This window comes from Henriciella marina DSM 19595 (assembly GCF_000376805.1).
GTDB lineage: Bacteria > Pseudomonadota > Alphaproteobacteria > Caulobacterales > Hyphomonadaceae > Henriciella > Henriciella marina.
Genome location: NZ_AQXT01000002.1, coordinates 130518 through 154236 on the forward strand (window position 1 = coordinate 130518; position 23719 = coordinate 154236).

Below are 23719 nucleotides of genomic sequence, written 5' to 3' on the forward strand. Positions count from 1 at the left end.
CGCCCTAGCTCCACGGATTGAAGCGTGACTTGCGGCGAACCGATTTTGCCGGCTTTTTATCCTTGTCGCGTCTGGACGGCTTCGGCTGAGGCTCTGGCGCCTCACCGTCATCGAAGAGTTCGGTGTCCGGGCTGATAGGCGATTTTTCGTCTTCAGCGGGCGGGGAGACCGCGTCGAGATCGGCAGGCGAAACCGGATCTGGCCGTTCGCCTTCATCCTCGCCCGTTTCGCCATCGTCGGCCGCTAAATCGTCTTCAGAAGCGGCGGTCTCTGTCTGCCGAACGCTCAATTCTTCCTCGATGCGCGCGCGAAACCCGCTGAGGTTCAACGGATAGCTGATCGGCGCGCCGCCCGGTTCATTCTCTTCATCATAGTCATAGGACGTGTCAGCGCGTTTGGTGGGTGGCAGGCGCATACCGGTTGAGGCGGCGCCAAGCTCTGAATCGATATCGTCATCGGCAATACTGTCCTCGGAGGCCTCGCTGCCTGCGACCTGCGCTCCGCCGAGCCCGAACGGGATATAGGCCGCCGTCTTACCGCTCGATGTGTCACCGGCGAGCGGCGCTTTAGTGTCTGGCCCGGCTTTGTCCCATACGTCCGGACTTTCTACGCCCTCGTTGACGTCCAAATGGTCAACAGTGTCGGCTTTTCCGCCCTCGTGTGAAACAGAGGCCTCCTCAGCGGCAGGCGCTTCAGGTTTTGCTCTCGAAAACCTGCCAGTCTCGCTGCCGCTCCCCTTTCCGTTCACCTCTTCAGCCAGCCGCGCCACCGCGCCGCCAACATCGTCCTCATCAAGATCGGTCTCATCTGAGAGGTCCTCATCGATCAGGGCGGTCTCGGGAACGCTTGCGTCTACCGGAGGGGGGCTGGTGACATCCTCACCCGCATCTTCCTCGGTCGCCTTGTCGGCGTCCGCCTCTTCTGGGTCGCTATCAGCCGCAGGCTTGTTTCGCGTCGTGTTCGGCGCCTGACCGCTAAGGCCTGCCAGCAGGGCATCGATGGCCGCCTCGGTACCTTTGGCGATCCGCGCAGCTTCTTTCACGACGGCAATGATGAGATCGCTATAACTGCCGCGGCTATCATGGGGCGTTTCTTTCAGGATGTCCGCGGTCGCCTCTTCGAGGGTTTTGCCCTTCTCGGTGGCGAGTGTGACGTGCGGCGGACTGTCGAACAGGCGAACCGAATAGCCTTCGGTCGAATAGACAACACCGCCATCGTCGGCCTCGGCCCAGTCGATCTGTTTCAGGGCGGTCATCTCGGCCAGCCTGTCGATGAGTTTCTGTGTCGAAGGGTGAAGCATGGGGAAACCGATCCGTCAGGCAGTGGCCGTGTAGCCTTCTACACTAGCCCCGATAGGACAGGCTTCAAAGGCATAGGAGGGGTGGACGCTGTGAAATAGTGCGGCGCGGCACGCGGGGGAGGCCATTGCCGCTTCAATATTTGCCGCAAGAACCCACATGAGAGCCAGAACAGGAAAGGTCGTTCCAGCAATTGAACCATGACGTTTTTATCCGGATCGGCGTGTTTGCAGGCGTGTTCGCCGCACTGGCAGCGCTTGAAGTCCTGGCGCCGCGCCGGGACGCTGCCTTGCCGCGCGTTGAACGCTGGCCCGGCGCGACGGCGATCTTTGTCGCGGGAGCCGCTCTTGGGCGGCTGGTTCTGCCTGCAGGTCTTGCCGGTATCGCGCTGTTTGCGGACCAGATTGGCTTTGGGCTTTTCAATTTGATCTCTGCGCCAGTCTGGCTGGTCGGTCTTGCTGCTTTCGTGTTGCTGGACCTGTCGGTCTGGGGCCAGCATGTGCTCATGCACCGCGTGCCCATTCTCTGGCGCATGCACCGGGTGCATCACTCAGACCCGCATATCGACGTCATGACAGCGCTCCGGTTTCATCCGGCAGAAATCCTCGTCTCTCTGGTGTGGAAAGGCGCGGTGGTCTTCCTGTTCGGTATTCCGGCCTGGGCTGCCTTTTTCTTCGAGGTCGCTTTGAACGCGTTTGCCCAGTTTAATCATGCGAACTGGCATATTTCGCCAGCGGTCGACCGCGTCCTGAGATGGCTTGTTGTGACACCTGACATGCACCGCGTGCACCATTCGGTCGAGCGGCGCGAGGCCAACCGGAATTTCGGCTTTTGCCTGTCGGTCTGGGACAGAATGTTCCGCGTCTATAAAGACCAGCCCGATGCCGGACATCGGGACATGCTTATCGGTCAGCACGACTGGCGCTCGAGCGGCGACCAGACGCCGGCAGAGCTTCTGGTCCAGCCGCTCAAGACACCGCCGTCTTAATCCTCGACCGGGCGTGGCGCGCCTGGCTTCTAGGATGCCTTTACCTCTTCTATATCGGCCAGCAGATCGGCGACCGGATCGTCTGAACCGGCGGCTGCAAGCTCAGATCGGAAGCCTTGCACGGTGAGGTCTGGCGCAACCAGAATGTAGGTCGGCGTCCATGCGATCCCCAGCGTGTCGCGGATAGACGCATCCTCATCGACGAGTGTCGGATAGGAGTACCCCTTCTCCTCAAAATAAGCCTCGACTGAGCCGAAGCGGCCGAAGGCTTCGTCAGCGCGTTGTGCGTTCGGTGGGGTATGGATGGTAAGAAAAGCAAGCTCATCGCTTCCAGACACTTCATTCCAGAGTTCTTCGACATAGGGCGCATCAGCCATACAGTCGCCGCACCAGAGGCCCCACACATCGATCAGGGTCCACTGGTTCTCAAGTTCCTGCGTGGAAAATAGTGGCCCGGAAATCATCGTGCCGCTGAAGGCCGGCAATTCGCGGCCAAGGAATCGATAGTCATAGGGGCGGCCATAATCATCGCGCGGAACCCCATCATCGCCGCGCTCGGCACTTTCGGGAACGGAGGCACCCGGCGTTATGAAACCTGTGGCGCTGTCGGCGCCAGCTGTCTGATCGTGGGCGTCCGTCTCACCTGCCACGGTCTCATCGGTGGGGGGCGCAGGTGCAGCCATATCATTGCGGTCTGTGCTGGACGGCTCTCCGCAGGCGGTGAGCAAGGCGATGATCGAAACAGATAGAAGGGTGCGGACCATGAAGGACTCCGGTGGCTGAAATGAACCGAAGCTAGGGAGAGAAGCCCAATAAGAAAAGCCCCGGCGCTTGGACCGGGGCTTTATCAGATATCTTAAAGACCAAACGAGCGATCAACCACCGGCAAGTGGATCCCGCGTCTGAAGGCCACGCTGCTGAATGCTGCGCGCTCCATCCTGGCTCGCTTGCGTTTTAGCGGCCCAGGCTGCCCGCGTTGCGCAGACATTCTTTGGGATCGTGGAGCCCATTTGCTCTTCACGGCGACAGATTTCCTCGTCAGGGTCGTGACCCTGGCGACGAATTTCTGCCTTGATTGCAGGTGTGATTGCTACGGTCTGCCCTGAGGCAGCTGAACCAGCATAGTCGCTATTAGCGGCTGTGGTGCAAGCGGCGGGAATAGCGGCAAGCGTCAGCAGGCCAGCGAACATTGCAAATGTCTTCATTCAGTACTCCGAGGTTTCAAAATTTAATACTCGACCCTGTTTGTACTCTAGCTGTAGATTTCAAAAAGGCCAGCCGCGCCCATGCCGCCACCGACGCACATTGTGACAACGCCCCATTTTGCACCACGACGCTTGCCTTCGAGCAGGATTGAGCCTGTGCAACGCGCACCGGTCATGCCGAATGGGTGGCCGATGGAGATCGAGCCGCCATTGACGTTGTACTTCTCAGGGTCGATGCCGAGACGGTCGCGGCTGTAGAGACACTGCGAGGCGAAAGCTTCGTTAAGCTCCCAGAGGTCGATATCGTCGACTTTCAGGCCGTGACGCTCAAGCAGACGTGGCACAGCGAAGACCGGGCCAATGCCCATCTCGTCCGGATCACAGCCAGCGACGTTGAAACCAACGAAACGGCCGAGCGGCTCAATGTTGCGCTTCTTGGCTTCAGCCGCTTCCATGACGACAACAGCTGCGGCGCCATCTGAAAGCTGCGAGGCGTTGCCAGCGGTGACGTATTTGCCTTCCTTGACGACCTGGCCGCCGGAGAAGACCGGCTTCAGGCCTTGAAGCGACTCAAACGTGGTGCCGGGGCGGTTACAGTCGTCGCGGTCGGCGACGACGTCCTGATAGGTTTCTTCACCGGTTTCGCGGTTGACCAGTTTCATGCGCGTGTTGAGCGGCACGATTTCTTCAGCCATCCAGCCTTGTTGCTGGAAATTGGCGGTCCGCTTCTGGCTTTCCGCGGCATACATGTCCTGGGCCTCGCGGCTGACATCGTAGCGGTCGGCAACGATTTCGGCCGTCTCGATCATCGTCATCCAGATCGCAGGCCACTTTTTCATCAGCTGCTCTTCGGTGTAGCGATGCGTGTTCATGTGACCGGAACGCGAGACCAGCGAGAGGGACTCAACACCGCCGCCGATCGCCACCGGTGCACCTTCATTGGTGACGGTGTGGGCTGCGTTCGCAATGGCCTGCAGGCCCGACGAGCAGAAACGGTTGATGGTCGCGCCCGATGTGGACGATGGGCAACCGGCCCAGAGGGCGGCGTTGCGCGCAACATTGTGACCGGTGGCACCTTCAGGCTGGGCCGCGCCGAGGAATACATCCTCGACCTCGGCAGCGTCGATACCAGCGCGCTCGATGGCGCCCTTGATCGCGTGGCCGGCCATTGTAATGCCGTGTGTGTCGTTAAGCGCGCCGCGGCCAGCTTTGGTAAGCGGCGTGCGAGCGGTTGAAACGATGACTGCTTCTCTCATGATAATGTCTCCTCCAGACAGGTTCTCGTTTGTTGCGCTGCAACCTAACGGGGCCTCTGCCATGAAGCCAGCACAAATTAGCGATTTGCTGGAAGAGGCCGCGCCTGCCTTCTCGGCCGGGAACAGAACGGGGAAGCGTCCGTTGCTCAAATGAAAGGAATATTCATCTATGCCGACAGGAAATCGCGCCGACATCGACAGACTTGCCCGCCTGCTGGATACCCAGTTCAAACTGCCGGGAACGAACTTCCGGTTCGGGCTTGATGGCATTATCGGGCTTATCCCCGGGGTTGGCGACACGATTTCGGGTGGGCTTGGCCTCTACATCGTACACCGCGCGCGCCAGGAAGGTGCCTCCGGCGGTATGATCTTCAAGATGATCTGGAATCTTCTGGTCGACACGATACTGGGCGCGATCCCGCTTGTGGGCGACCTCTTTGACTTCGCCCACAAGGCAAATGCCAAGAATGCCAGAATGTTGCAGCAGCATCTCGACAAGCATGAGGCCACCCTAAAGCCTGTTGGCCGTGGGCGTGCTTAGGCGATAGACTTCGCGGTGGGCAACCTGCGGAGGCACAGACATGATTTCACCAGACCATGCGGCCCTTATGGCGCGGTACAATCGCTGGCAGAATGAAAGCCTTTATGCGGCGGCGGACACGCTGGATGATGCGGCGCGGCTTGCAGACCGGGGCGCGTTCTTCGGCTCCATTCATGAGACGCTCTCGCATATCCTCTGGGCCGACCGTATATGGCTTTCGCGCTTCGACGCTTGTGAAAAGCCGGGCTGCAAAGGCGATGAGACGCTGACCCTCTGGCCCGAATGGGCCGGGCTCAAGGCCGACCGGCTGGAGATGGATAACGTCATTGAAGAGTGGGCCACTGGTTTCGATGCCGCTGCGCTCGCAAGCGATCTCAGCTGGTACTCCGGCGCGGCCGGCCGCGACATGTCAAAGCCGGTCTGGCTGCTCGTCACCCATATCTTCAATCATCAGACCCATCATCGCGGACAGGTCCATGCCATGCTGACGGCAGCGGGCGCGAGGCCGGACGACACCGATCTCTTCTTGATGGGCTAGGCGCTCCCGGAGGGGGCCTTCCGCGCTGACTGGCGCAGGGTGGCTTTTTCCGGCAGAATGGCCGCTGGTTATCGAGGGGGCGAACATGGCGAAAGTGATCGGGGTCGGCGGGATATTCTTTCTTTGCGAGAATGTCGACGCGACCAAGGACTGGTATACGCGCGTCCTGGGGATCGAGGCGTCGGAGTATGGCATCTCGTTCAGTCACGGTGAGGCGGCGAAGGTTTTTCCAAAAGGGGCGATGACGATTTTCGCGCCGTTCAAGGCTGGCAGCGATTATTTCAAGCCATCCGAACACGACGTCATGTTCAACCTGATGGTCGATGATCTCGATGGCATCCTGAAGATCGCAGAAGCGGCAGGTGCCGAGCAGGTCCAGCCGCTGGAGGATCATGATTATGGCCGGTTTGCGTGGCTGATGGATCCCGATGGACGGAAGGTCGAGCTGTGGCAGCCCAAGGAGCCGGCAGCCAGCACCTGATCACGAAATCGACGTTCGCTCATTATCGACAAAAAAAGCCGTCCTTCGACTGAAGGACGGCAAGTTTATTCAGAGAAGTGAGATGAAGCTTAACTAGTCTTTCGCAGCCGTATTGCATTCGGCCAGGTCTTCCTCGGAGAGGGCACCATTGGTCGATTCAAACGATGCGAGGACGCCCACTTCAGAGGCGACTTGCTTGCACGTGCGCACCGTGGCGGTGCGACGGTTGAGTTCAGCGACACAAGTGTCGGCATCGCAGCTCCAAATGGCCTTGGCAGCGACGACGCTGTCCTGGGCGTCGGCAGGCGTGACGAGCTTTGCGGTGAAGGCGGTGCCGGCGATGGCTGGCATGGCGATGGCGGCAAAACCAGCAGTAACAGCGATAGAGCGGATCATTGGGAGGAAACCTTTCGGGGTCAGGGGCTGTCTTTTATTGTGTGATGAGACTTATTAATGACCGCTGAACAAAATGTCAATCATTCAGCAGTGACATTTTCGTGAATTTCGTTGTCCCGTATCTTCTGCCCGATGTGCACCGCGTCAAAATCTCTGATCGCTTGACGCAACGGCCCGCATTGATGCGGCTGTCGGCGCCGGTATCCTCTCCTGCAAACAAGACAAAAGCAGATAAGCGCCAGGGAGAGCCAATATGGACTTCAATATTCCAGAAGAGATCGCAGACTACCTCGTCGTGCTCGACAAGTTCATTGAGGACAAGATCAAGCCGCTCGAGCAGAAGGACGACAATATCCGTTTCTTCGACCACCGGCGCGAATGGGCACGGACAGATTTCGACAATGACGGACTGCCGCGCAAGGAATGGGAAGACCTGCTGCGACAGGCGCGCCAGATCGCCGATGAGGCGGGCCATCTTCGCTATGCACTGCCCAAGGAGTTCGGCGGGCAGGACGGCACCAATCTCGGCATGGCGATCATCCGTGAGCACCTCGCCCGCAAGGGTCTTGGCCTTCACAACGACCTTCAGAATGAACACTCCATCGTCGGGAACATGCCGCAGATTCTGATGCTGCGTGACTTTGCGCGCCCTGAGCAGAAGCACCTGATCCAGGATGCGCTCGACGGGAAGTTCCGCGCCACCTTCGGCCTCACAGAGCCGCATCACGGCTCTGATGCCACGCATATGGAAACGCGCGCCGTCAAAGAGACACGCGACGGCGTCGATGGCTGGCTGATCAATGGCGAGAAGATGTGGATCACCGGCATGCACCATGCCAGCCACATGATGTGCTTCTGCCGGACATCCGGCGAGGATGGTGACGCGCGCGGCATTTCTTGCCTTCTGGTCCCGGCAGATGATCCGGGCATCACGATCGAAGAGTATATGTGGACATTCAATATGCCCACGGACCATCCGCGTCTGACGATCAATAATGTGTGGGTGCCGGAAAGTGCGCTCTTCGGCCCGCCTGAGGGTGGCCTTGCGCTCGCCCAGCACTTTGTTCACGAGAACCGGATCCGCCAGGCGGCCAGTTCCTGCGGCGCGGCGATGTACTGCATTACCGAAGCGATCAACTACGCCAATGAGCGTCGTCCCTTCGGCAAGGCATTGTCGCACAATCAGGCGATCCAGTTCCCGCTGGTCGAGCTGTCGACGCAAGCCGAGATGCTGCGCCTCCTGATCTTCAAGACGGCCTGGGAGATGGACCATATGTCGAAGCCGGATGTTGCCATCTATCTCTCCGACAAGGTGTCGATGTGTAACTATTACGCCAACAGGCTCTGCTGCGACGCAGCTGACCGGGCGATGCAGGTACATGGCGGCATGGGCTATTCGCGTCACAAGCCGTTCGAGCACATCTATCGCCACCACCGTCGCTACCGGATCACGGAAGGCTCCGAAGAGATCCAGATGCGCAAGGTTGCCGGACATCTGTTTGGCTTCATGGGCCCGAACAAGGGCAAGAACCGTAATGAGCCATTCGACTTTGCGGTTCGGTAGAGGGTTACTCGCCAGTTAAGGGAAACTGGCACATGCATTGCACTTCATTAGCGAAGAGGCCGTGAGGCTTTTTTCGCTGATGAGGGAGCAGGGCGATGAAGACAGCAATCAGGAATTTTGGCAGCGACACATCTGGTGCCTCGGCCGTCATTTTTTCGCTGGTCGCTGTCGCCCTTGTGGCGGTTGCCGGGCTGACGCTGGACCTCCAGCGCGGCTCCAACGCCGACAACAGGCTTCAGGCCTCTCTCGATAGCGCAGCCCTCGCCGGGGCGAAGGCGCTGGAAGATTCTTCTTTGACTGATGCTGAAGTGACGGCACTGGCCGAGGCTGCTTTTGCCGCGAATATGGCAGGGGCGTCAGCAGACCTTGTCTGCGATGAGCTACGCGTCGACATCGACCGGCTGTCGGGCCGTGTCCGCGCCGATACGGGCTGCAGCGTCCCGACAACGGTGGCCAACCTCGTTCAGGTCAATGAGCTATCCATAAATGAAGCGTCGACGGCGCGCGCGGCGATCACAAGGCTGGATGTCGCCATGATGCTGGATGTGTCTGGTTCGATGTCAGGCGACAAGATTAATGCGCTGAAGGATGCGGCGGGCGAAGCCATCGATATTCTGGTGAATGAGCGGACAGGTGACCGGGTGCGCGTCGCCTTCAATTCCTATTCGACGTCGGTCAATGCAGGCAGCTATCTGAACGCGGTGACCGATCCCGACGATCGCCGCCGCTCTGGAAGTTGTGTCTCGGAACGTGCTGGCGTCTGGGCCTGGCGCGACGAAGCACCGGGCAACCGCCGGTGGCTCGGGCAAGAAGCAACCCGCTGTCCTGCGTCGTCTGTCGAACCGCTCACAAGCGAGCCAGCCCGTCTAAAGGCCGCGATCGACGGCTTGGTCGCTGACGGCCTCACCGCAGGTCATATCGGTGTGGCCTGGGCCTGGTATCTGATTTCACCGGAGTGGTCGTCTATCTGGCCGGCTGCGTCTGCGCCGCTCGCCTATGATGCGCCAAATTCCAAGAAAGCTGTCATCCTGATGACGGATGGCGAGTTCAATACAGCCTATGCCCGCGGCCAGGGTAATAGCGCCCAGCAGGCAAAGAAGCTTTGCCGCCGAATGCGCGATGAGGGTGTGATTGTCTATGCGGTCGCGTTTGATGCACCGTGGTCGGCCAAGCGAACCCTCGAAGACTGCGCAGGCTCCTCCGATCGCTATTTTGAGGCCGGAAACGGCGAGGAGCTGCGCGCAGCCTACCGGGCGATCGCAAGCCAGCTCAGCAATCTGTCACTAACTGAGTAGAAGCTAGCCATAGCGCAGGATTCTAAAAATCAGACCGCTGTGGGCGCTTGCCGAAGCTGCTGATCCGAAATAGGTGTGGGGGAAGTTAACTCCCTCCCGGGAGAGAGCAGGCCTTGTAGACCTGCCGCCGAAGGCGCAACCGCCCCGGAAACGCTCAGGCAAAAGGACCGGGAGAGATCTAAACGCTGGAAAGAGGTAGACCGACACTGGTTCGGTCAGAAGCCTCGCCGAAGGAGCAAGCCGGCCCATCCCAGGGCTTTGGCGGAATCTCTCAGGCGCCAAGACAGCGGGGGCGGCAACTCGACCTGGATCGTCCGGGTGGAGAGGCCGTTTCAAATGTCAAAGGGCGCCATGGCTGATCAAGCAAACAACTCGCTTCGCAAGACCCCACTGCACAGCCTTCACGAAGAGGCTGGCGGCAAGCTGGTCCCGTTCGCTGGCTATGAAATGCCAGTCCAGTTCGAAGGCGTGAAGCCTGAACATCTCTGGACCCGCGAACATGCTGGTCTGTTTGATGTCTCTCATATGGGCCCATGCTTCCTCTTTCTGAAAGAGGGGCTCGGCGAGCCTGGCGCGCATGAGAAGATCTCCGCGCTGATCGAGCGGCTGGTGCCAAGCGCGATCTCGACGCTGAAGCCGGGGCAGGGGCGTCTGACGGTGCTGCTCAATGATGAAGGCGGCATCCTGGACGATCTAATCATCACACGGATGCCGGACGAGAACCTGCAGGGCATGCTCTACATCGTGGTCAACGGCGCGGTGAAGCAGGAAGACTGGGCGCTGATCCGCGAGACGCTCGGCGATGAGGCGCAGCTGCAGACCGCGGATGATCGCATTCTGGTGGCGCTGCAGGGCCCCGAAGCCGAGGCGGTGCTCACCCCGCATTTTCCCGAAGCTGCCGACCTCAGCTTCATGCGGTGCGCGCATGTCGTGAAGGATGGCGAGCGCTACATGGTATCGCGATGCGGCTATACCGGCGAGGACGGGTTTGAGCTCCTTCTGCCGAATAGCGAAACCGGGCTTGGCTATGTCCGCAAGCTGCTGGCCGATGATCGGGTCAAGCCGATTGGTCTCGGGGCGCGCGATAGCCTGCGGCTGGAAGCCGGACTTTGCCTCTACGGTCATGACATGGACGCCAGCCGGACACCGGTCGAAGCAGACCTGCAATGGGTCATCCAGAAATCACGGCGGGCACGCATGGATTTTCCCGGCGCGGCGAAAATCCTCGACCAGATGACCAATGGTCCAGCTCAAAAGCGTGTCGGTATCCGGCCGCTTGAGCGCGCGCCGGCCCGTGAGGGTACGGGAATACATGCGGACGGGCTGAAAGTCGGCGTGGTCACGTCAGGCGGTTTCGGCCCTAGCGTCGATGCGCCCATCGCCATGGGCTATGTCCGCGCAGATCTCGCAGAACCCGGTACGAAAATTGACCTTATGGTGCGGGGCAAGGCCCGCGCCGGAGAGGTCGCCGCCCTGCCATTCGTCAAATCAAATTACAAACGTTGAGGACTTAGCCAGATGACACAATTCACCCAGCAGACGACCTTTTATACCGAGGATCATGAATGGGTCACGGTACATGGTGATCTCGCCACGGTCGGCATCACGAAGTTTGCGGCCGAACAACTCGGCGATGTCGTTTTTGTCGAGACCCCCGAGGTCGGCAAGACCTTCAGCAAGGGCGACGAAATGGCTGTCGTCGAGAGCGTGAAAGCCGCGTCTGACGTCTATGCGCCGCTGTCTGGCGAAGTCATCGATGCCAATGGCGCGCTGGCCGACGCCCCTGAAAAAGTGAACGAGCATCCAGAGAGTGAAGGCTGGTTCTGCGTCATCAAGTTTTCTGATGGCGCCGAGACCCGCAATCTCATGGACAAGGAAGCCTATTTCGAGTTCTGCAAAGGACAATAATCATGCGTTACCTCCCCCTGACACCAGAAGACCGCAAGGACATGCTCGCCACGATTGGCGCCGCGTCCGTTGATGCGTTTTACGCAGACGTGCCCGAAGCGGCCCGGCTTGGCGCCAAGATTGAGGGCCTGCCCGATCACCAAGGGGAGTTGGCGGTTGAACGGCATATGGCGGCGCTGGCTGCCAAGAACCGCACCGCGTCCGAAGGTCCGTTCTTTGTCGGTTGCGGCGCTTACAAGCATCATGTTCCAGCCACCGTGGACCATATCATCCAGCGCTCTGAATTCCTGACAACCTACACGCCGTACCAGCCGGAAATCGCCCAAGGCACGCTTCAGAGCCTTTACGAGTTCCAGAGCCAGGTCGCGTCGCTGACATCAATGGAGGTGGCAAACGCCTCCATGTACGACGGGTCAACGGCCTGCGCGGAGGCGGCGCTGATGGCGTGCCGCGTCACCAAGCGAGAGAAAGTGGTGCTGTCCGGCGGCCTGCATCCGCATTATGCGGCGGCAACGCGCACCGTCTGCGAAGCGCAGGGTATCGAGATCGTCCAGCTTGCGTCCGGCGTCGATGACGAACTCGCGCTTGGCGATGCTGTCGATGATGAGACGGCCTGCGTCATTGGCCAGAGCCCAAACGTCTTCGGTACGGTAACGGATCTGACGCCTGTCGCCGACGCGGCGCATGAGAAAAAGGCGCTCCTGGTGTCCGTCTTCACCGAAGCGGTTGCCCTCGGCATGACGATGCCTCCCGGTGAAATGGGTGCGGATATCGCTGTCGGCGAAGGCCAGTCGATCGGCAATCCGCTCAATTTTGGCGGGCCTTATGTGGGCCTCTTTACCTGCTCGAAAAAGCTGATGCGGCAAATGCCGGGCCGGCTTTGTGGTGAGACGGTGGATGCCGACGGTCAGCGCGGCTTCGTTCTGACGCTCTCTACGCGCGAGCAGCACATCCGCCGCGACAAGGCGACCTCGAACATCTGCACCAATGCGGGTCTTTGTACCCTCGCGTTCACCGCGCACATGACCCTGCTTGGTGAACGTGGCCTCAACCATCTGGCCCAGCTCAACCATGAAGCGGCCTGTATGCTGGCCGAGGCGCTGGAGGCCGTCGAAGGTGTCGAGATCCTGACGCCGCGCTTCTTCAATGAATTCGCATTCCGCATTCCCGGAAATGCTGAAGACGTGCTCGAGAAGCTGGACGGGCAGGGCATTATCGGCGGCGTTCGGGCATCCCGCATATACCCAGGCAAAGGTCTGGACGATGTCATCATTGCCGCAGCGACCGAGTGCACCAGCGAAGCCGACATCAAGGCCTATGCCGATGCACTGGCGAAGGTGCTGTGATGACAGAAGTCCCTCAACATCAGGAAGCCTGGGAGCACAAGCGGGCGATACGGGAGTATGAGGATTTCCTCGAGGAGATCTTCGCGCGGATGGGCGCGGACAAGACGGCGGTCAGCCGGCGCAGATCCCAGTTCCAGGCGATCTATGACGACCCGTCTACCTGGCGTGAGCCAGAAGACTTCAAGAAGCTTTACGCTGATTTGCGCCGCGAGATTCTCGCGCTTGGCGCCCTGCATGTCAGCGCCGCCAATAAGCGTCTGAAAGAGACTTTCGGACCGAACACACAGCATTTCGTGGAGGCTCAGCCATGAGCATGAATTCCCAAGGCCGCTCGACTGCCCCATCAGACGCGACCCCGCAGTCCGATATCAAGACGGTGTCAGGGTCGCGTGGCCTGCAACAGCGTGAAGGCCTCATCTTCGAGACAGGGTCTACGACCAAAACCGGCGTCGACCTTCCGGCCCCGAAAGGTGGCATGAACCGTCTCGGCGGCGTCACGCGCAAAAAGAGCGTCGGCCTGCCAGGCCTCTCAGAACCGGAAGCCGTGCGCCATTATGTGCGCCTGTCGCAGAAGAATTACGCGATTGATCTGGGCCTCTTCCCGCTCGGCTCATGCACGATGAAGCACAATCCGCGGCTAAACGAAAAAACCGCGCGCATGCCAGGTTTTTCCGACATCCACCCGATGCAGCCGCAGGCGACCGTGCAGGGCGCGCTGGAACTGATCGATCAGCTGGCCACCTGGCTGAAGACGCTGACCGGCATGCCGGCTGTCGCGATGAGCCCGAAAGCGGGCGCGCACGGCGAGTTCTGCGGCATGATGGCGATCCGCGGCGCCCTGATGGCGCGCGGTGAGATCGAGACCCGCACCCGTGTGCTCGTCCCGGCCTCTGCGCACGGGACCAATCCGGCAACTGCGGTCCAGTGCGGCTTTAAGGTCGATGAGATCAAGGCTGACGCACGTGGCCGTGTCGATATGGACGACTTCAAGTCCAAGCTTGAAGACAGCCACGACATTGCCGGCATCATGCTGACCAACCCCAACACGTGTGGCCTGTTTGAGACCGATATCCGTGAAATCGCCGACCTCATCCATGAGGCGGGTGGTTATTTCTACTGTGATGGCGCGAACTTCAACGCCATTGTCGGACGGGTGCGCCCCGGTGACCTCGGCGTCGATGCCATGCACATCAATCTGCACAAGACCTTCTCGACCCCGCATGGCGGCGGCGGGCCGGGGTCTGGCCCGACCGTGCTGTCCGAAGCGCTGGCGGACTTCGCGCCCGTGCCTTTCGTCGTGGAGGAAGACGGAGTTTATCACCTCGTCGAGCAGCGCACAGGCGACGGTCAGGAAGCGTTCGGCCGGCTCTGCGCCTTCCATGGCCAGATGGGCATGTTTACGCGTGCGCTGACCTATATGCTGAGCCACGGCGCCGATGGCCTGAAGCAGGCCGCCGAGGATGCAGTCCTGAATGCCAACTACATTCAGGCGCGCCTCAAGACAGTGATGACGCCAGCCTTTGACGGCTATTGCATGCACGAGGCGCTCTTCTCCGACGCCTTTACCGCAGAGGGCATCGAGACGCTCGATATCGCAAAGGCGATGATCGATGAGGGTTACCATCCGATGACGATGTATTTCCCGCTGGTCGTCCACGGCGCCATGCTGATCGAACCAACGGAAACCGAATCGAAAGCTGAACTCGACCGGTTCTGCGAGTCGATGCTGTCGATCGCTGAGAAAGCAAAGGCGGGAGACGAGAGCCTGAAAGGTGCGCCTTATCTTGCGCCGATGCGCCGTCTTGATGAGACGCAGGCCGCAAGAAAACCTGAGCTTCGCTGGAGTGAGCCTGACAAGGTCGCAGCAGAATAAGCGAAAGAACTGATCCGGCCGGGCCATGTCCCGGCCGTTTTCCTACCAGATCGCGGCTTTTATCGGGGCGGGCTTGAGCTGGGCGTTCGTCTCCTCGAAAAGGCTCCGGCGCCAACGCCCGGTAATCTGCATGGCTGGCTTTTCGAAAAATCTGAAGACCAGCCCGGCGAGGGCAATGCTTCCGACGGCGCCTAGGACGTAGAAGAGGACATTGTCGTCGATGCCGGGCGCGCCAAGCAGAAAGACCTCCTGTATCGGGCTGCCCTCTAGCCGGATTGCTAACTCCGAGAAAATCCGGCGAAGGACGCTCAGCACGATCGCATGTCCGAGATAGAGCGCGTAGGACCAGTCGCCGAGGGTGACCAGCCAGTTCGGAACGCTGAGCCTGTCCTCCGCTTCCATCGCAGCGGCGCCGTAGACGATGAGAATGCTGGGAATACCGAAGAAGAGAACGCGGCCCCAGCCCAGCGTGAAGTCTGTGGGATAGGGCTGGAAGTAGAGCGCGGCCACAAAGGCGATGAGGCCGATGACCAGTACCGGCAGGGCAAGGAAGCGCCGGCCGGATATGATCAGGAGTGCGGCTGCGCAACCGCCCAGAAATTCCAGAGAGAGCGGGTGAACGACAAGCGAGACGTAGTCGACCGCGACAGGCTTCGCGACGCCCGCCACTGTGCCCAGAACGATAATGCCTGCCCAGGCAAGGAGGCCGAGGGGCAGGAACCGGCGCGGCAGCAGAATGAGTAAGGCGAAGCCAAGGTAGAAGTGCATCTCATGAATGAGGGTCCAGCCAACGCCATGCACGGGCACAGCCTGCTGCGGCAGCAGGGCATATGAGTAAAGCAGGTGGAGCCAGGGATGGTCACGCATGAGCTCACTGCCGCCCGCCAGCCTGTCCGCATCATAGGGCAGACCATAGGCAATAAAGAAATAGCCAGTCATGACTGCCGCAAACAGCCACCAGAGCGGATAGATACGTGCGGCGCGGGCAAACAGGAACGCCCCGGCTGTCGCAAGGCGCGGCTGCACCTTGCCCGTCACATAGACCATGATGAAGCCGGAAATAACGAAGAAGAAGTCGACGCCGGAAAAGCCGTTCATGACAAAGGCGCTTAGAAACGGGTCTTCATCCAGACCGTTGCGCAGGATCGCTTCCATCTCGATCGCACGCGTATGATAAACCATAACCAGAAGGGCGGCGATTGCTCGCAAAGCCTGGATTGTGTGAAGCTTCAAGGCGCCGCGTCCCTTGCTGGCGAGGGCTGGACCAGACTGTCCTTGCCCGGAATATTGGTCAGCCGTGTCATGGCATGGCAACGCTCATCTGCAAAGACTGCATCTGGGGCTCTCTGCAGCGAGGATGGCGGCTTTATGGAAGGTCAGCCTAGGCATTCCGGCGAGAAAAGCCATATTGGTCTGGATGTCCTCAAACACCCCAGATCATCAGCAGAATGCGAGGAAAGAGGCGCCAGCAAGCCGAATACCGTTCCGGCATCTGACGACTGGTGCGCGGACGCTCCTGCGCCAGTCTCTGGCGGCGCTCGGTCTGGTGCTCATCATCATCGCGATCCCGATTGCGTTTCTGACGCCGATCCTGCCTGTCGGATTGCCTATGGCCATCCTCGGTGTCGTCCTGCTTGGCAGAAACGCAGTGTGGGGACGGCGCTGGATGGAGCGGATGATGGCGCGGCACCCACGGCTGGAACGCTTCGCACCGAACTGGCTGATGCGCGCCGTCTTCCGACGTGAAAAGCGCGCGCGAGACTAGCCGCTCACATTGAAGACCGGGAACAAAAAACGCCCCGCAAAGATTGCGAGGCGTTGTAAATTTAAGCTTCGAGACCGGCGAGAAAGCTAGTTCAGCGCTTTTTCGATTTCGCCGAGCGCTTCGGAGAAGAGATCGCCGCGTTTTCCCGAGCTGGAAACGATATCCTTGGACGCGCGGGTGGCGGCGTCGGCAGCAGCGCGGCGCACATCATTAGTGGCTTCGGCCTCGGCGCGCGCGATACGCGCTTCGGCCTGCGCCTCGCGGCGGGCGACCTTCTCTGAGAGATCCTTGCGGGCCTGTTCGATCATCATCTTGGCGTCGGCCTTGGCCTGCTTGATCATGTCTTCGGCGGCCTGATCGGCTTCCTTCTGGCGACGTTCGGCCTCGGCGAGGGCAGCCGCAGCTTCTTCGCGAAGCTGGCGCGACTCGTCGAGCTGGCGTTTGATCTCATCGGCGCGGCCATCGAGAGCGGAGGTAATCGCCTTGAGGGCGCCCAAGGAGATGGCGATCAGGAGGAAGGCGACAAAGGCGGCAAAAGCAAAGTTCGTGGCAACATCCGTGAAAGGATAGACGAGGTTGCTGAAGCCTGTGGTCGGGCCATAGCTGCCATCTTCAGCAGGTGCGGCAAGAGCGGCTGGTGCGGCAAGAGCCGCAGCGGTCAGCATGATTGAAAAACGTTCAATTCTCATGATCGTCTATCCTTCTTGCTGCGTGTTACGGGCAACGGCCTCGCGGGCTTCTGCTTCATTGGCGGAAATACCTAGCCGGGCAAGCATGGCTTGGGTCGTCGATGTGGCAATCTGCTCGACGTTCGACATGGCTTCGGTTCGCATCGTCTGGATGCGGGCTTCTGCCTCTGCAAGGCGTTCAGCAACATCGGCATCAATTTTGGCGGTTTCCGCCGCGATCTCTGCTTCGACTTTCTCGCGGGCCTTATCGGCCGTGTCGCGGGCCTTGGCGCGGCCTTCAGCCAGCGCGAGGTCCTGCTGCTGCTTGGCTTCTTTTGATTGTTCGTTCAGACGGGCTGCTTCGTCGAGCGAGTCAGCAATCGTATCTTCGCGGTTTTCGATCACGCCACCGAGCTTGGGCAGGATGAAGCGTGACAGCGCGATGTAGAGCGCACCAAACAGAATCGCCAGCCAGAAGAGCTGTGACGGAAAATGCCACGGATCAAACGGTGGGAACGAGGCGCCGCCGGCGGCTTCGCCGTTAGCAGCCGGAGCAGCAAGCGACAGGAAATTCATGGCGCGACCTTGTCAGTCTGGATGGTGGAGGCTGGCCCGACGCAAGAAGCGCGGGGCCAGCCCATAATAAGTCGTCCGGTTACTTTGCCTAAACGACAAAGAGGATCAGGACGGACACCAGGAAGGCCAGGATGCCGAGAGCTTCAGCAAGGGCCATACCGATGAAGAGGTTACCGGTCTGCTGAGGAGCAGCCGATGGGTTGCGCATGGCAGCATCAAGGAAGCTGGCAAAGATGTTGCCCACACCCAGCGCGGCACCGATCATGCCGAGAGTTGCGAGGCCTGCGCCAACATATTTGAGGCCAAGTGCGATATCGCCTTCCATTTCGTGTCTCCTTTGAGGGATTGGCGTTGGTTCGGTTTGATGCCCGTGAAGCCTGTTCGGCGGGGCGCGTCAAGAGTTGAGGCGCGGCTCTTTTGGCCGCACCGGCGAGAAACTAGTGCGATGGATGAAGTGCGTCGTTGAGATAGACGCAGGTCAGGATCGCGAAGATGTAAGCCTGGAGGCCTGCAACGAGAAGTTCTAGCGCGTTGATGGCGATACCCATTGCAAAGGCGAGCACACCGACAACACCGAGGAGCGCCGTGCCTGCCAGCGCCGCAGCAAACAGCTGCGCAGCAAAGGTGGCGAACAGCTTCAGCATGATGTGACCGGCAAGCATGTTCGCAAAGAGACGAAGCGCCAGTGTCACAGGCCGCGCGATGAAGGAGATGACCTCGATCGGCACGAGAATGAGGTAGATGAAGAACGGGGCGCCGGACGGGGCGAAAAGTTTGAAGAATTTCAGGCCGTTCTTGTAGAGACCATAGATGATCACGATGGAGATCACGAGCAGGGCCAGGGCACCGGTAACGACGATGTGGCTGGTTGTCGTGAAGGCGTACGGCACCATGCCGATCATGTTCGCGAAGAACACGAAGAAGAAGAGCGTGAAGACAAACGGGAAGAATTTCAGGCCTTCTTCGCCCGCAGTGCTGCGCACCATGTTGGCCACGAAGCCGTAGCCGATTTCTGCGATGGACTGGGAACGCGACGGGATGAGCTTGCCGCGCGACGCTGCAAGGCCGAAGAAGACGATGATCAGCGACACAGCAAGCAGCATGTAGAAAGCTGCGTTGGTGAAAGAAAGATCGATGCCGCCAATCTGCAGCTCGAAGAGTTTCTTCACTTCGAACTGGCTCATCGGGTCAGCCATCTGGTGGAAGGATAGGTTCATCAGCCCTGGTTCCCGTTTTCCGAACCCTTTGTCTGGTCCGTTCCCTGAAGTTCCGCATATGCCGTTAGCTGGCGATAGGCGCGTATAACACTAAGGATTCCGGCTGCAAGGCCGAATCCCAGCCAGACAAGCAGTCCCCAGGGCTCTGTCTCGAAAACCTTATCGAACCAGTATCCGATAAGAAGTCCAATGACGATGCAGCCGGCCATCTCCGCGCCGTAGCGCAGGGCCATGCCAGCCCCTGAGTTCACATTCTCCTGGTCTGCCTCGCGCTTGCGTTTCCTGGCATCCCGCGCGTCATTGTCGGCCTGCGCTTTGGCAATCCGCTCTGAAAGATTATCACGCTCAGGACCGGCCATGGAGAATCGCCTAGATGCCGCTCGAAACAGACCCGGGAAACACCCCATGTCTTTCGAGCCGGAAGCTATTGAACGGGGTGGGGCAAGTCAAGCCAGCCAATTTCTGCGCAACATATTGTTTATATGAGGAAAAAAGCAAAATGCGCTTTTGACGCATGCGCCTATTCCGCCGCAACAAGCTCTTCGGCTGCATCAAGGTCGACAGAGACCAGTTTCGACACGCCTTTCTCGCGCATGGTCACGCCGAAAAGCCGGTCCATGCGGCTCATCGTGACGGCATTGTGGGTGATCACGATAAACCGCGTGTCGGTTCGACGGCGCATCTCATCGAGCAGGCGGCAATAGCGGTCCACATTGGCGTCATCGAGCGGGGCATCGACCTCATCGAGGACGCAGATTGGGGCAGGGCGCGACAGGAAGACTGCGAAGATGAGGGCCGTTGCCGTCAGTGCCTGTTCGCCGCCGGACATGAGCGAAAGCGTCCCAAGGCGCTTGCCAGGCGGTTGCGCCATGATCTCGAGACCGGCCGACAGCGGATCATCGTCATCCACCAGGCGAAGCTCTGCCGCACCGCCGCGGAAAAGCGTCGTGAACAGGGCCTTGAAATGCTCGTTGACGTGGTCGAACGCCGCCAGCAACCGCGCGCGGCCCTCATCGTTGAGGGCTGTCACGCCTTCGCGCAGGCGAGCGATGGCCTTGATCAGGTCGTCTTTCTCGGAGGCCTGCGTGCCCAGACGTTCAGCCAGTTCCTCGGCTTCGGCCTCTGCTTCCATGTTGACGCCGCCCAGCTGGTCGCGATCCCGGCGCAGGAAGTCGAGCTGACGCTCAGCTTCGGACGGGTCCAGCGTCTCCAGCTCTTCCTCAGTGAGGCCAGCCTTGGCGAGCGTGATCAGGCCATTTGGCGCACGCTGGAACTGGTTGCGCGCCGCCTCCACAGCATCGCTGAGGCGGGATTCGGCATTCTCGATCCGGACCTTGGCGCCGGCGAGCGCTTCGCGGGCCTCGACAGCCGCGTTGGACGCGTCACGTGCTTCGGTCTCGCTTTCACGAAGACTGGCTTCCTTCTCGGCCAGCGCATCTGCCGCCACAGCGCGTTCATTTTCGAGCGTTTCAACACGCCCGGCCAGCGCGTCGATATTGCCCTGCATTTCTTCGGGCCGGGCGCGGGCTGATTCGGCCTCACCGGCTGCCTCACGGCGACGGGCCAGAAGATCTTCCAGCCGCTGTTCGCTGGCGGCGAACCGGCGCTCCCAGCGCTCGACATCGCGCGCAAATCCCTCGCGGCGCGCGATGGCCTGCTCGCGGTTGCGCGTGATGTCGGCCAGCTGGCCGCGATATTCGGTTTCGTCCGTGCGGGCCTTTGCCAAGGCTTCGCGCGCCTCGGCGAGCTCTTTTTCTGACGCCGCGAGATCTTCAGGATCGCCGCCAATCGAAACGTCAGCCAGCGTCTCTTCAACGCCGCGAAGGTCTGATTCGACGCGGGCGAGTGCTTCTGCGGCCGATTCGCGTTTTACATCCGCGCGATCTGCCGCCTGCCGCGCCTCTGCAGTTGCTGACCGCGCCCGGTTAAGCTCTGCCGCTTTTGGTGACACCTGCTGGCGAGCGGCTTTGAGATCGCTTTCGGCCGTCTCGCGCGTTTCCTTGGCGTCCTTGAGCTCGGCGGAGGCCGCTTCAAGCCGTGCGCGGGCTGGACCGATCTCTGCCTCGGCGGCGTCGAGACGCGCCTGCTGGGCAAGGCGCTCTGCGGCAGACACAGGCGCATCCGGCGTGCGGGTGAACCCGTCCCAGCGCCAGAGATGGCCTTCGACAGACACCAGCCGCTGGCCGGGCTTCAGCTGCGTGGCCATGCGCGGCCCCAACTCCGGAGCGACGACACCGCACTGCGACAGGCGAACAGCAAGCTCGACCGGGGCCTCGACATAGGTCGACAGCGGCGCGGCCCCTTCAGGCAGGGCCGAAGTCTCAATCGAGCTTCCTGCCCAATAGAGCGCCGAGTCCGCGCGGGTCGACGCCTGCAGATCATCGCCGAGGGCCGCGGCCACGGCTTTTTCATAGCCGTCATCTGAGCGGATGCGATCGATGACCGGCGGGGCTTTGGGCGCCGAAGAAGACTGCAGGAGGCGTTTCAAACCCGCGATTTCAGAGTCCAGCGTGCGCACAGCCGTGTCCGCCTGATTTCGCGGCTGCTGGGCAGCGGCCTCGCTTGTGCGGGCCTCGACCAGTGCCTCATCTGCCGCATCGACCGCGCGTTCGGCATCATGAAGCGCGATCTCGGCGGCTTCTTCGGCCTTTTCGGCGCTGGCCAGCCGGTCTGCGAGCGCAGTCGTGTCCGGCATGGAAGAGAGCTGCTGGCGAAGGCGGGTGGCCTCGGCCTCCAGCGTGTCCTTGCGGCGTCTCTGTGAGTTGGCATTTGCTTCGGCTGCCTGGCGCTCGGCCTTCATTGCGGCAAGCTTTCCGCCAAGCGTATCGCTGAGTTCCTGCGCCGTTTGAAGATCGCGTCTGGCCTGCTCAAGCCTGGCGCTTGCTTCGGCTTCGAGCGCTTCATTTGCCTGAGGGTCTTCGGTCGGCAGGGCGGCGAGGCTTTCGCGGGCTTCGGCGAGTGCGCCTTCTGCCTCTTCCTTCTGGGCCTGCTCACGCTCGATATCAGACATGATCCGGCGCGCTTCGCTCTCATGGCGGGCGAGCAGCTCTGCGGCAGACTTTCGTTCTGTCTCAAGACGCGCAAGATCGATCTTGGCCTGACCCAGCTTGCCCGAAATTTCCGCCTCGGCATTGCGAAGCGGCTGAATGCCTTCGCCAGCTTCGATGCGGCGTGTCTCTGCCACTGCAGACGCGCGCGTCAGGGCCTCGACGGCATCGCGGCATCGCACCAGCTCGCCCTCTGCAAGCGTCTTTGCCTCAGTCGCGGTCTGCCAGCGAAGGTGGGCGAGGAAGGCCTCAAGTGCGGAAATTTTCTCCGACAGTTCTTTATATTTGCGCGCCTTGCGGGCCTGCCGTTTCAGACTTTCCAGCTGGCGCTCAACCTCGGCTGAGACTTCTGACAGGCGTTCGAGATTGGTTTCGGCCGCCCGCAGCTTCAGCTCTGCTTCGTGGCGGCGCGAGTTCAGCCCGGAAATGCCGGCGGCCTCTTCAAGGATACGGCGTCTGTTCTGCGGTTTGGAACCGATCAGCTCTGAGATCTGGCCCTGCCGGACAAGCGAAGGTGAGTTCGCGCCGGTTGAGGCGTCAGCGAAGATAAGCTGGATGTCCTTGCCACGAACCGTGCGCCCATTGAGCTTGTAGGTCGAGCCCGCGCCCCGTTTGAGGCGGCGCATGACTTCCAGCGTATCAGAGCCATTGAATTCGGGCGGCGCGGTGCGGTCTGAATTGTCCAGAACCAGCGTCACCTCAGCAAGCTCACGCGCTGGCCGCGACTGGGAGCCCGAGAAGATGAGGTCGTCCATCTCACCGCCCCGCATGGCACGGGCGGAATTGGCACCCATTGCCCAGCGCAGGGCTTCGAGAAGGTTGGATTTGCCGCATCCATTTGGCCCGACAATGCCTGTCAGGCCGGGATGGATCGGCACTTCCTGGGGCTCAACGAAGGATTTGAAGCCTGCAATGCGCAGTTCTGAAATGTGCAATGCAGGCTCCCCAATTTCGTCGAAGGTCTATTGCTGCGGGACAGCTTCACCTTCGGTTTCGTCCATGGACTCTGCGTCACTGTTCATAGATTCGCCCGACATGTCGCCCTCATCAGTCATGACGGGCTCTTCAGCGTCGCCGGGTGCCTCTTCGCCAAGCTCTTCGTTCAGGATCTCCTGCATGGCTGGCCACTGGCGCCAGGCATAGCCCTCAAGCTGCTCGCCATTCAGGAAGACGGTCGGCGTAGCGTTCACGCCCTGCTGGTCGCCGGCGGCGACAGAGGCAGAGATTGCGCGGCGAACGTCGGAGTTCTGAAGGCAGGCGTCGAACTCGGCCGGGTCGCTGATGCCGTGATTGGCGGCAACCTGTTGCAGGGCCTGCTTCACCTGGCCACCCTGGCGCGCAAGGCTCAGTATGGCGGTCTGACGCGAGAAGAGCTCATCGAGAACATCATAATAGCTGTCTTCGCCGGCGCACCGGGCAATCGCAAAGCCAGCGACAGAGATCTCTGCTGGCGCGGTCGGGAACTCGCGGAAGACATAACGGACCTTGCCGGTATCGACATAGTCTTCCTTCAGATTGCCAACGACTTCATTGTGAAACTGAAGGCAGGCCGGGCAGGTCCACGATGCATATTCGACGATGGTCACGGGCGCATCATCAGCACCGAGCGAGATTTCCTGAAGGGCTGCTTCCGAGCTGCCATTGGCCTGGCCCGTTTCGTCGCCCGAGGCGCCGCACGCCGCCATCATCAGGAAGGAAACTGCCAGGATGGAGGACCGGCGGGTAAGTGCATTCATCTTCATGGGCTCATTCTCGTG

At 60.5% G+C, this 23719-nt stretch carries 25 protein-coding genes and 2 riboswitches; of the genes, 12 read left to right on the plus strand and 13 right to left on the minus strand.

Annotation, left to right across the window (positions count from 1 at the left end; all coding sequences use genetic code 11):
• Window positions 1–4: 4 nt before the first annotated feature.
• The gene (locus tag F550_RS0100650) at window positions 5–1300 is read right to left on the minus strand and encodes a hypothetical protein (protein ID WP_018146587.1); all 1296 of its coding nucleotides are present in this window, start codon (window positions 1298–1300) and stop codon (window positions 5–7) included.
• A 191-nt stretch (window positions 1301–1491) separates the two neighbouring features.
• Between F550_RS0100650 and F550_RS0100655 the strand changes: the two genes are divergently transcribed.
• Entirely contained in the window at window positions 1492–2286 is a 795-nt protein-coding gene (locus tag F550_RS0100655; protein WP_018146588.1) for a sterol desaturase family protein, read from the plus strand.
• A 29-nt stretch (window positions 2287–2315) separates the two neighbouring features.
• Here the strand turns inward: F550_RS0100655 and F550_RS0100660 are convergent, their stop codons facing one another.
• The 3 genes from F550_RS0100660 to F550_RS0100670 form a co-directional block, all read right to left on the minus strand.
• On the minus strand, window positions 2316–3050 hold the full coding sequence (locus F550_RS0100660; RefSeq protein ID WP_018146589.1) for a TlpA family protein disulfide reductase: 735 nt from the start codon (window positions 3048–3050) through the stop codon (window positions 2316–2318).
• 111 nt (window positions 3051–3161) lie between these two features.
• Window positions 3162–3491 carry a hypothetical protein gene (locus F550_RS16430; protein ID WP_018146590.1) on the minus strand — a complete coding sequence of 110 codons (330 nt, stop codon included), beginning with the start codon at window positions 3489–3491 and terminating at the stop codon, window positions 3162–3164.
• Between the two features lie 47 nt (window positions 3492–3538).
• Complete coding sequence (locus F550_RS0100670) at window positions 3539–4747, minus strand: acetyl-CoA C-acyltransferase (protein WP_018146591.1); 1209 nt, start codon at window positions 4745–4747, stop codon at window positions 3539–3541.
• 169 nt (window positions 4748–4916) lie between these two features.
• Here F550_RS0100670 and F550_RS0100680 point away from each other — a divergent pair, with 169 nt between their 5' ends.
• From F550_RS0100680 to F550_RS0100690, 3 genes are all read left to right on the plus strand, one after another.
• Window positions 4917–5288, plus strand: coding sequence for a DUF4112 domain-containing protein (locus tag F550_RS0100680; protein ID WP_018146593.1), 372 nt, complete (start codon window positions 4917–4919; stop codon window positions 5286–5288).
• Between the two features lie 40 nt (window positions 5289–5328).
• Window positions 5329–5826 carry a DinB family protein gene (locus F550_RS0100685; RefSeq protein ID WP_018146594.1) on the plus strand — a complete coding sequence of 166 codons (498 nt, stop codon included), beginning with the start codon at window positions 5329–5331 and terminating at the stop codon, window positions 5824–5826.
• A gap of 85 nt (window positions 5827–5911) precedes the next feature.
• Window positions 5912–6307, plus strand: a complete 396-nt coding sequence (locus F550_RS0100690) for a VOC family protein (protein WP_018146595.1) — start codon at window positions 5912–5914, stop codon at window positions 6305–6307.
• 93 nt (window positions 6308–6400) lie between these two features.
• On the opposite strand, the gene F550_RS0100695 is transcribed toward F550_RS0100690, so the two are convergent.
• On the minus strand, window positions 6401–6703 hold the full coding sequence (locus F550_RS0100695; protein WP_018146596.1) for a CC_3452 family protein: 303 nt from the start codon (window positions 6701–6703) through the stop codon (window positions 6401–6403).
• Between the two features lie 253 nt (window positions 6704–6956).
• On the opposite strand from F550_RS0100695, the gene F550_RS0100700 reads away from it, so the two are divergent.
• From F550_RS0100700 to gcvPB, 7 genes are all read left to right on the plus strand, one after another.
• A complete protein-coding gene (locus F550_RS0100700; protein ID WP_018146597.1) occupies window positions 6957–8267 on the plus strand; it encodes an acyl-CoA dehydrogenase family protein in 1311 nt (436 codons plus the stop codon).
• A gap of 95 nt (window positions 8268–8362) precedes the next feature.
• Entirely contained in the window at window positions 8363–9562 is a 1200-nt protein-coding gene (locus F550_RS0100705; RefSeq protein ID WP_018146598.1) for a vWA domain-containing protein, read from the plus strand.
• A gap of 87 nt (window positions 9563–9649) precedes the next feature.
• Window positions 9650–9742, plus strand: a riboswitch (glycine riboswitch).
• 3 nt (window positions 9743–9745) lie between these two features.
• Window positions 9746–9851, plus strand: a riboswitch (glycine riboswitch).
• A 62-nt stretch (window positions 9852–9913) separates the two neighbouring features.
• Window positions 9914–11068 (plus strand): glycine cleavage system aminomethyltransferase GcvT, encoded by a 1155-nt coding sequence (gcvT, locus tag F550_RS0100710; RefSeq protein ID WP_026180473.1) that lies wholly within the window; start codon window positions 9914–9916, stop codon window positions 11066–11068.
• Window positions 11069–11080: 12 nt separating this feature from the next.
• Window positions 11081–11470 (plus strand): glycine cleavage system protein GcvH, encoded by a 390-nt coding sequence (gene gcvH, locus F550_RS0100715; RefSeq protein WP_018146600.1) that lies wholly within the window; start codon window positions 11081–11083, stop codon window positions 11468–11470.
• 2 nt (window positions 11471–11472) lie between these two features.
• Window positions 11473–12816: an aminomethyl-transferring glycine dehydrogenase subunit GcvPA gene (gene gcvPA, locus F550_RS0100720; protein ID WP_018146601.1), complete on the plus strand. Its 1344-nt coding sequence runs from the start codon at window positions 11473–11475 to the stop codon at window positions 12814–12816.
• Complete coding sequence (locus tag F550_RS0100725; RefSeq protein WP_018146602.1) at window positions 12816–13127, plus strand: hypothetical protein; 312 nt, start codon at window positions 12816–12818, stop codon at window positions 13125–13127. Before gcvPA ends, F550_RS0100725 begins: the two co-directional genes overlap by 1 nt.
• A complete protein-coding gene (gcvPB, locus tag F550_RS0100730) occupies window positions 13124–14689 on the plus strand; it encodes an aminomethyl-transferring glycine dehydrogenase subunit GcvPB (RefSeq protein ID WP_018146603.1) in 1566 nt (521 codons plus the stop codon). The genes F550_RS0100725 and gcvPB overlap by 4 nt, the downstream gene beginning before the upstream one ends.
• 42 nt (window positions 14690–14731) lie before the next feature.
• Here the strand turns inward: gcvPB and F550_RS16435 are convergent, their stop codons facing one another.
• On the minus strand, window positions 14732–15922 hold the full coding sequence (locus F550_RS16435; protein WP_156807773.1) for an acyltransferase family protein: 1191 nt from the start codon (window positions 15920–15922) through the stop codon (window positions 14732–14734).
• 184 nt (window positions 15923–16106) lie between these two features.
• On the opposite strand from F550_RS16435, the gene F550_RS0100740 reads away from it, so the two are divergent.
• A complete protein-coding gene (locus tag F550_RS0100740; protein ID WP_199285748.1) occupies window positions 16107–16454 on the plus strand; it encodes a hypothetical protein in 348 nt (115 codons plus the stop codon).
• A gap of 86 nt (window positions 16455–16540) precedes the next feature.
• Here the strand turns inward: F550_RS0100740 and F550_RS16440 are convergent, their stop codons facing one another.
• From F550_RS16440 to F550_RS16450, 7 genes are all read right to left on the minus strand, one after another.
• Window positions 16541–17143: a F0F1 ATP synthase subunit B family protein gene (locus tag F550_RS16440; protein ID WP_083910882.1), complete on the minus strand. Its 603-nt coding sequence runs from the start codon at window positions 17141–17143 to the stop codon at window positions 16541–16543.
• Window positions 17144–17149: 6 nt separating this feature from the next.
• Window positions 17150–17698: a F0F1 ATP synthase subunit B family protein gene (locus tag F550_RS0100750; RefSeq protein WP_018146607.1), complete on the minus strand. Its 549-nt coding sequence runs from the start codon at window positions 17696–17698 to the stop codon at window positions 17150–17152.
• Window positions 17699–17786: 88 nt separating this feature from the next.
• Window positions 17787–18023, minus strand: a complete 237-nt coding sequence (locus F550_RS0100755) for a F0F1 ATP synthase subunit C (RefSeq protein ID WP_018146608.1) — start codon at window positions 18021–18023, stop codon at window positions 17787–17789.
• A 112-nt stretch (window positions 18024–18135) separates the two neighbouring features.
• Entirely contained in the window at window positions 18136–18915 is a 780-nt protein-coding gene (locus F550_RS0100760; RefSeq protein WP_018146609.1) for a F0F1 ATP synthase subunit A, read from the minus strand.
• Window positions 18915–19274, minus strand: coding sequence for an AtpZ/AtpI family protein (locus F550_RS18280; RefSeq protein ID WP_018146610.1), 360 nt, complete (start codon window positions 19272–19274; stop codon window positions 18915–18917). The genes F550_RS0100760 and F550_RS18280 overlap by 1 nt, the downstream gene beginning before the upstream one ends.
• Before the next feature lie 161 nt (window positions 19275–19435).
• Window positions 19436–22897: a chromosome segregation protein SMC gene (gene smc / locus F550_RS0100770; protein WP_018146611.1), complete on the minus strand. Its 3462-nt coding sequence runs from the start codon at window positions 22895–22897 to the stop codon at window positions 19436–19438.
• Between the two features lie 27 nt (window positions 22898–22924).
• Window positions 22925–23704, minus strand: coding sequence for a DsbA family protein (locus F550_RS16450; RefSeq protein ID WP_018146612.1), 780 nt, complete (start codon window positions 23702–23704; stop codon window positions 22925–22927).
• Between the last annotated feature and the right edge of the window lie 15 nt (window positions 23705–23719).

Excerpts from the sequence above, each read along its gene's own strand:
- F550_RS0100755 (WP_018146608.1), bottom strand. The coding sequence starts at position 18,023 with ATGGAAGGCGATATCGCACTTGGCCTCAAATATGTTGGCGCAGGCCTC.
- F550_RS0100740 (WP_199285748.1), top strand. The coding sequence starts at position 16,107 with ATGTCCTCAAACACCCCAGATCATCAGCAGAATGCGAGGAAAGAGGCG.
- gcvPA (WP_018146601.1), top strand. The coding sequence starts at position 11,473 with ATGCGTTACCTCCCCCTGACACCAGAAGACCGCAAGGACATGCTCGCC.
- F550_RS0100705 (WP_018146598.1), top strand. The coding sequence starts at position 8,363 with ATGAAGACAGCAATCAGGAATTTTGGCAGCGACACATCTGGTGCCTCG.
- gcvPB (WP_018146603.1), top strand. The coding sequence starts at position 13,124 with ATGAGCATGAATTCCCAAGGCCGCTCGACTGCCCCATCAGACGCGACC.
- F550_RS0100725 (WP_018146602.1), top strand. The coding sequence starts at position 12,816 with ATGACAGAAGTCCCTCAACATCAGGAAGCCTGGGAGCACAAGCGGGCG.
- F550_RS0100680 (WP_018146593.1), top strand. The coding sequence starts at position 4,917 with ATGCCGACAGGAAATCGCGCCGACATCGACAGACTTGCCCGCCTGCTG.
- F550_RS18280 (WP_018146610.1), bottom strand. The coding sequence starts at position 19,274 with ATGGCCGGTCCTGAGCGTGATAATCTTTCAGAGCGGATTGCCAAAGCG.
- F550_RS0100695 (WP_018146596.1), bottom strand. The coding sequence starts at position 6,703 with ATGATCCGCTCTATCGCTGTTACTGCTGGTTTTGCCGCCATCGCCATG.
- F550_RS0100690 (WP_018146595.1), top strand. The coding sequence starts at position 5,912 with ATGGCGAAAGTGATCGGGGTCGGCGGGATATTCTTTCTTTGCGAGAAT.
- F550_RS0100670 (WP_018146591.1), bottom strand. The coding sequence starts at position 4,747 with ATGAGAGAAGCAGTCATCGTTTCAACCGCTCGCACGCCGCTTACCAAA.
- F550_RS0100660 (WP_018146589.1), bottom strand. The coding sequence starts at position 3,050 with ATGGTCCGCACCCTTCTATCTGTTTCGATCATCGCCTTGCTCACCGCC.
- F550_RS0100700 (WP_018146597.1), top strand. The coding sequence starts at position 6,957 with ATGGACTTCAATATTCCAGAAGAGATCGCAGACTACCTCGTCGTGCTC.
- F550_RS16440 (WP_083910882.1), bottom strand. The coding sequence starts at position 17,143 with ATGAGAATTGAACGTTTTTCAATCATGCTGACCGCTGCGGCTCTTGCC.
- F550_RS0100685 (WP_018146594.1), top strand. The coding sequence starts at position 5,329 with ATGATTTCACCAGACCATGCGGCCCTTATGGCGCGGTACAATCGCTGG.
- gcvT (WP_026180473.1), top strand. The coding sequence starts at position 9,914 with ATGGCTGATCAAGCAAACAACTCGCTTCGCAAGACCCCACTGCACAGC.
- F550_RS0100750 (WP_018146607.1), bottom strand. The coding sequence starts at position 17,698 with ATGAATTTCCTGTCGCTTGCTGCTCCGGCTGCTAACGGCGAAGCCGCC.
- F550_RS0100760 (WP_018146609.1), bottom strand. The coding sequence starts at position 18,915 with ATGAACCTATCCTTCCACCAGATGGCTGACCCGATGAGCCAGTTCGAA.
- F550_RS16430 (WP_018146590.1), bottom strand. The coding sequence starts at position 3,491 with ATGAAGACATTTGCAATGTTCGCTGGCCTGCTGACGCTTGCCGCTATT.
- gcvH (WP_018146600.1), top strand. The coding sequence starts at position 11,081 with ATGACACAATTCACCCAGCAGACGACCTTTTATACCGAGGATCATGAA.
- F550_RS16450 (WP_018146612.1), bottom strand. The coding sequence starts at position 23,704 with ATGAAGATGAATGCACTTACCCGCCGGTCCTCCATCCTGGCAGTTTCC.
- F550_RS0100650 (WP_018146587.1), bottom strand. The coding sequence starts at position 1,300 with ATGCTTCACCCTTCGACACAGAAACTCATCGACAGGCTGGCCGAGATG.